Origin of the sequence: Ammoniphilus sp. YIM 78166, from assembly GCF_004522215.1 — a bacterium.
GTDB lineage: Bacteria > Bacillota > Bacilli > Aneurinibacillales > RAOX-1 > YIM-78166.
On sequence record NZ_SDLR01000002.1, the window covers coordinates 265,867 to 278,762 of the forward strand.

At 44.2% G+C, this 12,896-nt stretch carries 11 protein-coding genes; 10 read left to right on the forward strand and 1 reads right to left on the reverse strand.

From position 1 onward, the window contains the following. Positions 1-121 precede the first annotated feature (121 nt). Positions 122-1,213 carry a polysaccharide pyruvyl transferase CsaB gene (gene csaB / locus EIZ58_RS07315; RefSeq protein WP_134699953.1) on the reverse strand — a complete coding sequence of 364 codons (1,092 nt, stop codon included), beginning with the start codon at positions 1,211-1,213 and terminating at the stop codon, positions 122-124. Positions 1,214-1,376: 163 nt separating this feature from the next. Here csaB and EIZ58_RS07320 point away from each other — a divergent pair, with 163 nt between their 5' ends. From EIZ58_RS07320 to EIZ58_RS07365, 10 genes are all read left to right on the forward strand, one after another. Beyond that, positions 1,377-2,360, forward strand: a complete 984-nt coding sequence (locus tag EIZ58_RS07320; RefSeq protein WP_134699954.1) for an LCP family protein — start codon at positions 1,377-1,379, stop codon at positions 2,358-2,360. Positions 2,361-2,509: 149 nt separating this feature from the next. Beyond that, positions 2,510-3,958, forward strand: a complete 1,449-nt coding sequence (locus EIZ58_RS07325; protein WP_134700938.1) for a spore germination protein — start codon at positions 2,510-2,512, stop codon at positions 3,956-3,958. Positions 3,959-4,058: 100 nt separating this feature from the next. After that, positions 4,059-5,735 (forward strand): AMP-binding protein, encoded by a 1,677-nt coding sequence (locus EIZ58_RS07330; protein WP_134699955.1) that lies wholly within the window; start codon positions 4,059-4,061, stop codon positions 5,733-5,735. Positions 5,736-5,868: 133 nt separating this feature from the next. After that, positions 5,869-6,471, forward strand: a complete 603-nt coding sequence (locus EIZ58_RS07335) for a fatty acid metabolism transcriptional regulator FadR (protein ID WP_134699956.1) — start codon at positions 5,869-5,871, stop codon at positions 6,469-6,471. A gap of 42 nt (positions 6,472-6,513) precedes the next feature. Then, the gene (locus EIZ58_RS07340; protein WP_134699957.1) at positions 6,514-7,299 is read left to right on the forward strand and encodes an enoyl-CoA hydratase; all 786 of its coding nucleotides are present in this window, start codon (positions 6,514-6,516) and stop codon (positions 7,297-7,299) included. A gap of 31 nt (positions 7,300-7,330) precedes the next feature. Further along, the gene (locus EIZ58_RS07345; RefSeq protein WP_134699958.1) at positions 7,331-8,098 is read left to right on the forward strand and encodes an electron transfer flavoprotein subunit beta/FixA family protein; all 768 of its coding nucleotides are present in this window, start codon (positions 7,331-7,333) and stop codon (positions 8,096-8,098) included. A 13-nt stretch (positions 8,099-8,111) separates the two neighbouring features. Continuing rightward, complete coding sequence (locus tag EIZ58_RS07350; RefSeq protein ID WP_134699959.1) at positions 8,112-9,086, forward strand: electron transfer flavoprotein subunit alpha/FixB family protein; 975 nt, start codon at positions 8,112-8,114, stop codon at positions 9,084-9,086. Between the two features lie 189 nt (positions 9,087-9,275). Next, positions 9,276-9,593 (forward strand): thioredoxin, encoded by a 318-nt coding sequence (gene trxA, locus EIZ58_RS07355; RefSeq protein ID WP_134699960.1) that lies wholly within the window; start codon positions 9,276-9,278, stop codon positions 9,591-9,593. A 140-nt stretch (positions 9,594-9,733) separates the two neighbouring features. Beyond that, a complete protein-coding gene (gene uvrC, locus EIZ58_RS07360; protein ID WP_134699961.1) occupies positions 9,734-11,509 on the forward strand; it encodes an excinuclease ABC subunit UvrC in 1,776 nt (591 codons plus the stop codon). A 140-nt stretch (positions 11,510-11,649) separates the two neighbouring features. Further along, positions 11,650-12,888: an aspartate kinase gene (locus EIZ58_RS07365; RefSeq protein WP_134699962.1), complete on the forward strand. Its 1,239-nt coding sequence runs from the start codon at positions 11,650-11,652 to the stop codon at positions 12,886-12,888. Positions 12,889-12,896 lie beyond the last annotated feature (8 nt).

A 12,896-nucleotide genomic window follows, 5' to 3' on the forward strand; every position in this document is an offset into this window, starting at 1 on the left:
AAAAAACCTCCTAATAAACGTAATCGTTTATAGGAGGTTTCTTCGTTTCGGAAGGGATTCCCTTCCGACTCTACAAAACAAGTGCTTAGCTGACAAAACTAGAACCAAAACGACAATTCCCTCAGGTTCTTTCGTTTATCAGTTGGATCGCCAAATGACTGCTCTGGTCTGCTTGCTGAATCAGTTCATTCACACTCCCGGATAAGCGTTCTTTTACACCCGCGAGGTTCATTAAATTTCGATTTACGGTTTGACTTAAGGAGTCATAAGTGATCGTTTGGATGGTGCCGGCTGAATCCATCTGGACCCGTTCAATGAATCGATCAATCTTAGGGTCATAGGAAACTCCAACAAAAGGCACTCCTAACACGGAAGCAATAATAATGGAATGCAGCCTCATGCCTAATACAAAGTCCATATTGCCAATAAAGCTGATGATCTCATGAAAATTCATATGTTCATTCAGGAGAATGGCTCCCGGCTCTTCCATATATTGAATAATATCGTGAGAAGGGGCGACATCAGCAGGGTATTGCATCGGCAAAAAATAAACGTTCCAGTCTTTTCGGAGCATTTCATCAGCCATTTGAGCTATGACTTTTTTGTAGTTTTCTTCATTTTTCCATTTTCTCACTGAAATGGCGATGGATTTTTTCTCATTCCCATTGACTAGCCAACGATTGGCCAACGTGATATCAATATCCGAAGGTCGGATCGTAATCGCAGGATCTGCGGTAATATGAATTGGCCGGGTAACGCCAAGTTTTCGCATATCATCTGCGGATCCTTGATCACGAACCGTAATGACATCCACTTTATTTACGATTTTTTTGATTAAGATCTTGCTGATGGGGTGCGTGATCGGCCCAAAGCCTTGGGAGAAGAAGATGACTGGCTTTTTGAGGAGCTTGGCCATCGTTACGATACTAAGATAATACATGACGCTGCGAGGGCTTGTCGCATCTTGCAAGAGACTGCCTCCACCCATGAGCAATAGGTCCGCTTGCTTTAATTGATCTAGGATGGTGATAAAGCTCCAACGGTTATATGCAGGGATACCAAACAAAGCCGTAGTTTCTCTAGGCTTGTTAGAAAGGACAGCAATGTCAATGGCGGGGTGATGTTTCTGGAGGGAGCTGATAATTCCAAAAAGCACGGTATCATCACCAGCATTATCGAAGCCGTAGTAACCTGAGATTAACACCTTCTTCATGAAGCGACCTTCTTTCTTGCACTTACCGAGTGGATTCGTTGCATAGTAGATTTTAGTATAGCAGTTTGGATTTAGAAATGGAAGTTTTCCATATCTTAAAGGGAGTAGATTCGGCTTATTTGCAAATACTTTTAGATATATGTAGATGAAGGGGCTTTAATACATGAGGCGAGTCATCTTACTAGCCGCGTTATTCCTATTTTTAGGCTCAATCAGTGTAGTCGGTTACGCCTATTATAAATATCAGGACATGACAGAGCAATGGTATCAGCCGCTTAATGATGCAATACCCGATGGAACAAAAAAAAAGCGGGAAGTCGCAAGTGACCAAAAGGAGCTTGATCAAACAGACGAGCGTGGAGAGGAAGAAAAGGTCGAGTTGGCATCCTTTAACGTGATGTTGCTCGGAGTTGATTCTCGTGGTGAAAACAAGTCCCGTTCCGATACGATTATGCTTGCATCGGTGAATCCTATGCTTCAAAAGATTACTCTGTTGTCCATCCCAAGGGACACGCTTGCCGTTATTCCAAGCTATGGTGAAGATAAATTCAACCACGCGATGTATTATGGCGGTCCGGCCTTAATGAAAGAAACCATGGAAGAATTTTTTGACATCAAGGTAGATCATTATGTTGCCTTGGATTTTGAAGGATTCACGAAGCTGGTGGATGAACTTGGCGGGATTGAAGTCAATGTGAATCGCAGAATGAAATACTATGATCCTACGGATGGGACGGACATCGATATCCAAAAAGGCCTTCAGCAATTGAATGGAAAACAAGCGCTGGATTATGCCCGGTTTAGAAAAAGCGATATCGGATCGGATGCTAGTGATTTTGATCGAATGGAGCGTCAGCAAGAGGTGGTGCGTAAGCTAGCCGACAAAGCAACTTCGATTACTTCTATTTTTAGGGTATTTAAAATCATGGCAATTCTAGGGGAAAATGTGAAAACGGATTTTAAAGAAGAGCAGGTAAGAAAACTTGCCATTTTATTTAGGGATTTTTCCTCTTCAGGAATTGCGACTATTGAGCTGCAAGGAACGAATGAAAGAAAATGGATGCATGGTTATAACTTATGGGTTTACGTTGTTGATCAGGATGAGAAAAAACGAATCAATGAAATCCTTCATGAAACCCAACAATAAGTTTTGTATGAAAAAGGAGATGCCTCATGCTTTGAGGTATCTCCTTTTCTGTTAATGGAAATAAATGTGGGGAGAAGCTGGTTTAAGCAGCATGATTATGACATGGGGGTGAAAGAGTGGATAACCCTGAAAGTAAAAAAGCTCAGGAGATGAAAGAATTAAGCACAAAATTGGAGGAAAATGTTTCCTTCCTAAAAGAAGCCCTCGGTGTGGGCAAAAGCTTTGATGTCATTCACCGTGAGCTGGAGTTTGGCGGAAGAAAGTTTGGCTTGTTTTTCGTTGATGGGTTCGCAAAAGATGATGTAATGAATGTGATTACGATTCATCTTGCAAAGCTTGATCGGGAACAATTGGCTCCCGATGCGGTATCCAAGCTTATCAAGACCCATATTGGTTATCTAGAAGTAGAGAAAGTGAAGGAAATGGATAAAATCATTTCCGCTGTCCTTGCTGGTCCATTGGCGCTTGTCATTGATGGGTCTGATGAAGCCCTCATGATTGATGCCAGAACGTATCCTGCACGTTCGCCAGATGAACCCGACATTGAGCGTGTCGTGCGCGGGGCAAGGGATGGGTTTACCGAAACCCTTATCTTTAATACGGCTCTAACGAGGCGAAGATTACGCGATCCGTCGCTTCGGATGGAATATTTACAAATTGGCACTCGCTCCAAAACGGATGTAGTGGTCAGTTATCTGGAAGATATCGCTGATCCCGACTTGGTCAAAACGCTGAAAGAGAAGATTGAAGCGATAGAAATTGATGGATTGCCGATGGCGGAAAAGACGATTTCGGAATTTATCTTCGAGAAAAACTGGAATCCCTTTCCAATGGTTCGCTATACAGAGCGCCCTGATGTCGCCGCAGTTCATCTCTTGGAAGGACACGTCCTCGTCTATACGGATACATCTCCCAGCGTAATGATTGCTCCTACAACCTTTTTCCATCATGTCCAGCATGCAGAAGAATACCGGCAAAAACCGATTGTAGGAGCTTATTTAAGGTGGGTTCGCTTTATTGCCATGCTCGCGTCTGTGTTTATCCTTCCTCTCTGGTTGCTGGTTGTTTTTCAACCCGAGCTGCTTCCTAAGGAATTGGATTATATTGGAGTAGATAAACCAGGGAATGTCCCGCTTTTTGTTCAAATCTTGTTTGCCGAGATTGGGATTGATGTATTGAGAATGGCAGCTATACATACGCCCTCATCGTTGGCTACAGCCTTAGGCTTAATCGCTGCTCTTATGATTGGCCAAGTTGCTGTGGAGGTGGGCCTATTATCCAATGAGGTCATTTTATACATATCGATTGCTGCAATTGGTACGTTTGCTACGCCCAGTTATGAATTTGGACTAGCGACAAGAATAGTCCGGATCACTTTGCTGTTTGCCGTCGCCTTTTTCCATCTTCCCGGCTTCCTTATTGCATCAGGGATATGGCTGTTTATCCTGGCTACTACTAAGTCTTTAGGAACACCTTATTTTTGGCCTTTGCTTCCATTAAACTTCCGAGCTTTGATGGACATTATCGTGAGGTCCCCTGTACCTGCGCAAAACAAGAGGGCACGAATCCTTCATCCGCAAGACAGAACTAAATCGTAATAGAATTGAAAGCACTACGTTCTTATGGGAATGTGTACAAACCACTTTCTCATAAGTATTAGTAGTGCTTTTCTTATTGTCTCGAAATGGAGGGGGTTTCATGGATAATAAGCCTTGGCTCGCTCATTACCCTGTTCAGGTGAACGGTCATTTAGACTATCCGGATATCCCGATGACCCAGCTTTTAAAGGAAGCCGTAGACCAATACCCGGATAACCGGGCGATTCACTTCCTGGGTAAAAATATTACATACCAGGAGCTCTACGACAAAGTGTTGCGTTTTGCCGCCGTTCTGCGATCATTAGGGGTTAAAAAAGGAGACCGTGTAGCCCTAATGCTCCCCAATTGTCCTCAGGCGGTATTTTGCTATTATGGAGTCCTTCAAGTGGGAGGGATCGTCGTTCAGACGAATCCTCTATATATGGAGAAGGAACTGACACATCAGCTGAATGACTCTGGAGCCAGTATGCTCGTGTGTTTAGACTTGGTCTATCCAAAAGTGAAAAAGGTGTGGGAGCATACGAGCTTAAAAGAAGTTCTTGTAACGGGTCTTCAGGATTATCTTCCGTTCCCTAAGAACTGGATTTTCCCCATTATCCAAAAAAGGAAAGGCATTCTTATCCCTATTGATTACAACAAAGATCGCTGTCAGTCCCTGAATCAGCTAATGCAGAATGCACAGCCTGATTCTACTCTTGAGGATATTGATCCCGGCGAAGACCTTGCCGTCCTTCAGTACACGGGGGGAACCACGGGACTAGCGAAAGGAGTCATGCTTACTCATCAGAATCTCGTAACTAATGTCATGCAAGGGAAGGCTTGGTTTTATAAAGCGAAGATAGGGCAAGAAAAGGTGTTAGCTGTTGTCCCTTTTTTCCACGTGTATGGCATGACAATTGCCATGAACTTCTGTATCTCCATTGCTGGCTCTCTTGTGATGGTCCCACGCTTTGATATCCCATTATTATTGAAGGCCATTCATAAACAAAAGCCTACTATTTTTCCCGGAGCCCCCACGATGTATATCGGACTACTGAACTATCCTCAATTAAAGAAATATGATATTTCTTCTATAGATGCCTGTCTGAGCGGATCTGCCGCTTTACCGCTGGAAATCCAAGAGCAATTTGAGAAGATGACCGGAGGCCGGTTAGTGGAGGGGTATGGCTTAACGGAATGCGCACCTGTCACTCACGCTAATCCGGTTTGGGACACAAGAAAAAACGGAAGCATTGGTCTTCCTTGGCCGGATACAGAAGCTAAGATCGTCCACTTGGAAACAGGAGAATCGCTTCCTCCTGGGGAAATAGGGGAACTCGCCGTTCGAGGTCCTCAGGTGATGAAAGGCTATTGGAATCGCCCGGAGGAAACGATGCAAATTTTGCAGGGTGGATGGCTGCTGACCGGTGACATTGCCCATATGGATGAAGAAGGGTACTTTTATATTGTTGATCGGAAAAAAGACATGATTAATGCTAGTGGCTTTAATGTTTATCCAAGAGAAGTGGAAGAAATTCTCTTCGAGCATGAAGCGGTAATGGAGGCTGCAGTGATTGGTGTTCCTGATCCCTATCGGGGAGAAACCGTTAAAGCCTTTATTGTCTTGAAGGAAGGGGCACATACCACAAGCGAAGATCTTGATGATTTTTGCAGGGCAAGGTTATCCGCCTACAAGGTGCCGAAGCACTACGAATTCCGCAAGGAACTGCCAAAAACACTGGTAGGCAAGGTGCTGAGGCGAGCCTTAGTCGAGGAATCGAAGATGGCATCCTCCTAGAAATCCAAAAAGGGGCTTTTCAAAAGAAGCCCCTTTTTTCCAAAAATATCATTGACAAAAAAGTTAAAAATCTTTAAACTAGGTATTGAATGAATGGTCATTCATCCTATCATGAATGAAGAGGTAAAGGCAGATGGCTAAGAAAACAGGAGAGAAATATCAAGCAATAATTGAAGCGGCGGTAAAGGTCATTGCCGAGAATGGATACCATAATGCCCAAGTGACCAAGATAGCACGGGAAGCTAATGTTGCTGACGGAACCATTTATCTCTACTTCGATAGCAAAGAAGATATTCTCATATCTCTATTTCATGAGAAGATGGGCAGGTTCATTCAGGATTCGAGAGAGCGAATTCTGAAAGCGCAAACAGCTTCTGATAAACTTCGGCAATTGATCAACAACCACTTTAGGCATCTTTCAGTGAATGTAGAGTTTGCTTATGTTACACAAGTGGAGTTAAGGCAGTCAAACCCTAAGATCCGTCAGGGAATTCGCCAATCGATTAAGGATTATCTGAGACTCATTGATGAGGTCGTAGAGTTTGGGATTCAGGAAGAGGTCTTCCGCAATGATATCCCGTTATTTACTATTCGCAAGATGGTATTCGGCACCTTAGATGAGTCCGTGACCTCGTGGATTATGAATGATCGGAAATATGATTTGCTAGCATTGGCCGATCCCATTCATAGCCTTTTTATCGGAGCTTTAAGTGGGGCCAATAAACATAATACATAGATGAAATGGATCGAATACGTATCTTAATGTGGAGGGAATAACATGGAGTTTACCAATGTAAACCTGAAGGTTGAAAACCGCGTGGCTTATGTAACAATTAACCATCCACCAGCGAATGCACTAAATGGAGCCACTTTTTCTGGATTGAATGACTGCTTAGATTATATGGTGAGTCAGGATGAGATCAAAGCGATTGTCATCACAGGAGAAGGCAAATTTTTCATTGCAGGTGCAGACATTAAGGAGTTTCACCAAGCCTTCGGCAATGCCGAAAAAGGAAGAGAGCTTGCTGAAGTAGGTCAGAGAGTATTTGATCGGATGGAGCACTTTCCCAAGCCGATTATCGCAGCAATCAATGGGGCTTGTCTAGGCGGCGGATTTGAACTTGCACTCGGTTGTCATATGAGAATAGCTGCTGAAAAAGCGATGCTTGGCCTACCAGAGCTTAAGTTAGGGCTCATTCCTGGTTTCGCTGGTACACAGCGCTTGGCTCGGATCATTCCAAAGAGCAAGGCTCTAGAGCTCCTTTTAACGAGTCAATTCATTACAGGTAAGGAAGCTGAAGCTCTTGGCATAGTCAATTACGCGGTTCCTTTAGAGGAAGTGCTCCCGAGGGCGAAGCAGCTTGCGGAAAGTATTGCTCAAGAAAAAGGTATGCCATCCATCACTGCGGTTTTGCATGCCGTGAATAAAGGCTTGGATATGACGCTTGAGGAAGGTCAAGCCTTGGAAGCTGAATGGTTTGGGAAAATGTTTTGTACAGAGGATGCGAAAGAGGGAGTAACAGCCTTCCTCGAGAAGCGTAATGCTGAATTTAAAGATCGATAATTTATAGAAGTTAAAAGGGAGGAAAAGACGCATGAACATATTAGTAGTGTTGAAGCAAACCTTTGATACGGAAGAAAAGATCAGCATCCAAAACGGACAAATCGTGGAAGAGGGAGTAGAGTTTATCATCAACCCATATGACGAATATGCGGTGGAAGAAGCGATCAAACTGCGCGATGAATTCGGCGGAGAAGTTACAGTGATTACAGTAGGCCCAACTCGTGCAGAAAATGCTCTTCGTACCGCTTTAGCAATGGGCGCTGACAAAGCTGTGATTGTAGATGATGAGTCTTTATTCGGTGACGAATATACCATTTCTAACGTCTTGGCAACTGTCATTAAAGACCGCTCTTTCGATGTGATTTTAGGCGGGAACATGTCGGTAGATAACGGAGCAGGGCAAATCGGTCCTCGTTTAGCTGAGTTGTTAGACATTCCGCATGTAGCAACGATTACAAAGATTGATATTGAGGGTGCAGTAGCTACAGTCGTTCGAGATGTAGAAGGGGATTCAGAGACCATTGAAGTCAAGCTTCCCGTACTTGTAACCGCGCAACAAGGGTTGAATGAGCCGCGATATCCTTCCCTTCCAGGGATTATGAAAGCGAAGAAGAAACCAATGGACCGCCTTAGCGCTCAGGATTTAGGCTTAGACGCAGAAGCCTTAAAGGCTAAAACTGCCGTGGTTGAGCAGTATCTGCCGCCTAAGAAGGAAGCAGGTCGCGTACTATCCGGCGATCTCGACAGTCAAGTGAAAGAGCTTGTTCAACTTCTTCGTAACGAAGCAAAAGTGATATAGGGGGAGAGCGCAGATGAGTAGAAAAGTTCTTGTACTAGCAGAAACTCGTGATGGTGTATTAAGAAATGTATCCTTCGAAGCGTTGTCCGCAGCGCAAAAGGTGTCTGAGGGCGGAGAAATCATCGCAGCCGTATTAGGGAATGGAGAGGCTCAGGTTGTTTCCACTCTGGCGCAATATGGAGCCAACAAGGTTTATCTGGTAGCGAATGACCAATTAAATCAATATACACCAGATGCTTATACCCAAGCCTTGACTCAAGTGATTAAGGAGGTATCGCCTGAAGTAATCTTTATGGGGCATACTTCAATGGGGAAGGATCTAGCTCCCCGTACGGCCGCGCGTTTGGGTCTAGGTCTCGTATCGGATATCACGGACCTAGCCGTTGAGGGAGGAGACATTGTTCTGACTCGCCCGATCTACGCAGGGAAGGCCTTCCAAAAGAAAAAAGTGGTAGAGGGCGCTGTATTTGCGACCATTCGTCCCAATAATATTGAGCTAGTCGAAGCCGATGCTAGCCGCACAGCGGAGGTTGTGAACTATCCCGTAGAGATCAAGGATCTTCGGACTGTTATTAAAGAAGTAGCGCGCAAAGCTGTTGAAGGTGTGGACCTGTCAGAAGCCAAGGTGGTTGTAGCTGGAGGTCGCGGGGTAAAAAGTGCTGATGGATTCAATCCTTTAAAGGAGCTTGCTGCGACTTTAGGGGGAGCGGTAGGGGCCTCTCGTGGAGCATGTGATGCTGAGTATTGTGATTATTCCTTACAAATCGGGCAAACCGGTAAGGTGGTTACCCCTGACCTTTATATTGCTTGCGGAATCTCTGGTGCCATTCAGCATTTAGCAGGAATGTCCAACTCTAAGGTTATCGTTGCGGTTAACAAGGATCCTGAAGCCCCCATTTTCAGTGTAGCTGACTATGGAATCGTAGGAGATCTATTTGAAGTTCTTCCGATGCTAAATGAAGAGTTTAAGAAAGTGCTAAATCAATAAAGTCTGTATATCAAGGCTGCAGCTTCTGGCTGCAGTCTTTTTGTGCTCTCTACTCCGGAATAGCAATCAACCGGAAGCTGCATATTAATGAGTGTGTATGGAACCATCTCAAATGCTGGAACTTTAACAAAAATATGATATACTTGCATTTGGAAAGTTGAACCAAGTCGTGAAGGAGGAAGATGGAGGATGGCAATTCAGAACGTAACGGATAAAGATTTCACCCAAGAAGTTGAAAATGCAGGTACAGTACTTGTGGATTTTTGGGCTCCTTGGTGCGGACCGTGTAAAATGATTGCACCGGTATTGGAAGAGCTTGATGCAGAAATTGGCGATAAAATTAAGATTACCAAGATTAACGTGGATGAAAATCCTGAGACTGCAGGCCGCTTCGGCGTCATGAGCATTCCGACATTACTAGTAATGAAAAACGGCAGTGTAGTTGATAAAGTCGTTGGCTTCCAGCCTAAGGATGCTCTTCTTGGCACCTTGAATAAGCACATCTAATCATCATACTGGTTAGCGGGCTATCTCTTCGCTTATTTGTTGGAAGAGGTAGCCTTATTTTTATTTGGTCGAAGCTTCCGTGTTCGGCTGCATTCATCCTATGCTAAAATGAAAGCAATAGATCATTAAGGGTGAAGAAAATGAATACGACGATAAAAGAAAAGCTTGCTGTACTTCCCGACAAGCCAGGCTGTTATCTGATGAAGAACGCGGATGATCAGATTATCTATGTAGGAAAAGCTAAAATTCTGAAAAACCGGGTCCGGTCCTATTTTACCGGGAGCCATGATGGGAAAACTCAACATCTGGTTCAGGAAATTAAGGATTTTGAATATATTGTTACTCGCAGCAACGTCGAAGCTATGCTGCTGGAGTGCAACCTGATCAAGCAATACCAGCCGCGCTACAATGTGAACTTAAAAGACGACAAGACCTATCCTTATATTAAAATTACGAACGAAAAGCATCCCAGACTTGAGGTTACTCGTAAGGTTGTGAAGGATGGATCTAGATACTATGGTCCTTATGCGAATGCTGGAGCGGCGTCGCAAACTAAAAATCTGCTGGATAAACTATATCCTCTTCGCAAGTGTCGTACGATACCGAAGAAAGTTTGTTTGTATTACCATCTAGGTCAATGCGTGGCGCCTTGTGAACAAGAAGTGGATGTAGCCGATTACAAGCCCCTTGTGGAAGAAATCCATCGCTTTTTAAACGGTGGTCACGGAGAAATTCGAGAGAAGCTGGTTGAAAAGATGATGCATGCATCAGAACAGCTGGAATTCGAAAAAGCGAAAGAATATCGAGACCAAATCCAAGCCATAGATTCCTTAATGGTAAAGCAACAGGTAACCTTTTCCGATCTATTGGATCGGGATATCTTTGGATATGCAATGGACAAAGGATGGATGTGTATACAGGTTCTCCATGTAAGACAAGGGAAGATGATTGAGCGGAATGTATCGATGTTTCCTTACTATGGAGAGGTTGAGGAAGACTTTATATCCTATGTGAGCCAGTTTTACTTTGAGGGGCAGACAAAACCAAAGGAAGTGTTTCTTCCCAATACGACCGACAATGATTTGCTGGAGCAAGGCTTAGATCTAAAAGTTGTCGTTCCGAAAAGAGGCGAGAAAAAGCAACTGGTGGATTTGGCTATTGAAAATGCTAGGGTAGCCCTACAAGAAAAGTTTCAACTCATTGCGAAGGACGAAGCCCGTACCATTGAGGCGATTAGTAATCTTGGCGACAAAATGGGTATCGGCACTCCCTATCGCATTGAAGCCTTTGATAATTCTAATATTCAAGGAACGGATCCAGTTTCAGCGATGGTTGTTTTTACGGATGGAAAGCCAGATAAGAAGGAATACCGTAAATACAAAATCAAAACTGTTACAGGCCCTGATGATTACGAATCCATGAGAGAGGTGATTCGAAGACGTTACACTAGGTTATTACAAGAAAAGCAGTCCTTGCCGGATCTTGTACTTGTAGACGGAGGGAAGGGTCAAATATCGGCCGCAGTTGATGTCTTAGAGAATGAACTGGGTCTTTACATTCCCGTATGCGGTCTAGCGAAGGATGAGAAGCATAAGACCTCGGAATTGATCTTAGGCGATCCGCCTATTCCGATTGAGCTTAACCGAGATAGCCAGGAGTTTTACCTTCTGCAGCGGATCCAAGACGAGGTCCATCGCTTTGCTGTGAGCTTCCATAGACAATCAAGAGGGAAGTCCATGCTTTATTCTCAGCTAGATGACATTCCAGGGATTGGGCCTAAGAGGAAGCAAGCCTTGCTCAAGCATTTTGGATCCATTAAGAAAATGCGAGAAGCGACGGTGGAGGAATATAGGAATTTAGGGATTGGAGATAAGCTAGCCAAGGAAATTTTGCTTGCGCTTAAGCAGGGAGAGTAGTCTATTTGTTTGGTTTGGTAAAATATGGTATTATATTAAACGTAGAAGCTAGACGACATAAGGCGTGCCCTGATGTTGTCTTTTTTCATCTCTATGCGGTGAAAGTGAAAGTATTCAGATAAATGGGAGAGGGGAAAACCATGGGGTTAATCGTACAAAAGTTTGGAGGAACATCGGTTGGTACGATAGAAAGAATCCAACATGTAGCGGAGCGAATCATCCAAACCCAACAGGAGGGCCATGATGTAGTGGTTGTGGTATCTGCGATGGGCAAGTCAACGGATGTGCTAGTGGATATGGCGAAGCAAATTACCTCTACTCCTTCGGATAGGGAAATGGATATGCTGTTGACAACGGGTGAGCAGGTTAGCATTGCCCTTCTAGCCATGGCTCTTCAGCAAAATGGAGTAGCTGCATCATCGATGACGGGCTGGCAAGCAGGAATTGAAACCGAAGCCGTTCATGGGAGAGCACGGATAAAGGCTATTAATACAGCTGAGATAAAAAAGCAATTAGAAAAGGGTTCAGTCGTTATTGTAGCAGGTTTTCAGGGAGTAACCGAATCAGGAGAAATAACCACCCTAGGACGCGGTGGCTCGGATACGACGGCTGTAGCCTTAGCTGCAAGCCTAAAAGCTGAATCCTGTGAGATATATACGGATGTAATAGGAGTTTATACAGCTGACCCTCGAATGGTTCCTCAAGCCCGGAAATTACATCACATTTCCTTTGATGAAATGCTAGAGCTAGCCACACTGGGAGCTGGGGTGTTGCATCCGCGAGCAGTAGAGTGTGCGAAAAAATTTAATGTGAAACTAACGGTACGATCTAGCTTCTCAGATGAAGAAGGCACATGGATAGAGGAGGATGCGAAAATGGAGCAAGGATTAATAATTAGCGGTGTGGCTCACGACAACCATGTGGCTAAGGTGACAGTGAAGAACATGTCCAATCAAATCGGAACTCTGGCTGCCTTGTTTACTACCTTAGCTGATGCGCATATCAACGTAGATGTAATCATCCAGAGCTCGTACGAAACGGCTCTAACCAATATTTCTTTTTCCGTTTCGGCAGAGGACCTTCCTCGCACGTTGGAGATCCTGGAGCTAAACAAAGAAAAGCTGGGTTATGAGGAAATTTTATCAGAAGAAGGGTTAGCCAAGGTATCCATTGTAGGGGCTGGAATGGTAACCAACCCTGGGGTAGCTGCGAATATGTTTAAAGTGCTTGCAGAAGCCAATGTAAGCATCAAGATGGTTAGCACTTCGGAAATCAAGGTTTCCTGCGTGATTCCGTCCTCATTGTGCAAGGTTGCGGTGCAGAGCTTGCACACGGCGTTCGGGTTAGATGCAACAGAAAAAGCAATCGTCCAAGGGTAAATAAAAAA

Bases quoted from the DNA above. Each gene is read 5' to 3' on its own strand.
- csaB (WP_134699953.1), bottom strand. From the start codon at position 1,213: ATGAAGAAGGTGTTAATCTCAGGTTACTACGGCTTCGATAATGCTGGT.
- EIZ58_RS07320 (WP_134699954.1), top strand. From the start codon at position 1,377: ATGAGGCGAGTCATCTTACTAGCCGCGTTATTCCTATTTTTAGGCTCA.
- EIZ58_RS07325 (WP_134700938.1), top strand. From the start codon at position 2,510: ATGAAAGAATTAAGCACAAAATTGGAGGAAAATGTTTCCTTCCTAAAA.
- EIZ58_RS07330 (WP_134699955.1), top strand. From the start codon at position 4,059: ATGGATAATAAGCCTTGGCTCGCTCATTACCCTGTTCAGGTGAACGGT.
- EIZ58_RS07335 (WP_134699956.1), top strand. From the start codon at position 5,869: ATGGCTAAGAAAACAGGAGAGAAATATCAAGCAATAATTGAAGCGGCG.
- EIZ58_RS07340 (WP_134699957.1), top strand. From the start codon at position 6,514: ATGGAGTTTACCAATGTAAACCTGAAGGTTGAAAACCGCGTGGCTTAT.
- EIZ58_RS07345 (WP_134699958.1), top strand. From the start codon at position 7,331: ATGAACATATTAGTAGTGTTGAAGCAAACCTTTGATACGGAAGAAAAG.
- EIZ58_RS07350 (WP_134699959.1), top strand. From the start codon at position 8,112: ATGAGTAGAAAAGTTCTTGTACTAGCAGAAACTCGTGATGGTGTATTA.
- trxA (WP_134699960.1), top strand. From the start codon at position 9,276: ATGGCAATTCAGAACGTAACGGATAAAGATTTCACCCAAGAAGTTGAA.
- uvrC (WP_134699961.1), top strand. From the start codon at position 9,734: ATGAATACGACGATAAAAGAAAAGCTTGCTGTACTTCCCGACAAGCCA.
- EIZ58_RS07365 (WP_134699962.1), top strand. From the start codon at position 11,650: ATGGGGTTAATCGTACAAAAGTTTGGAGGAACATCGGTTGGTACGATA.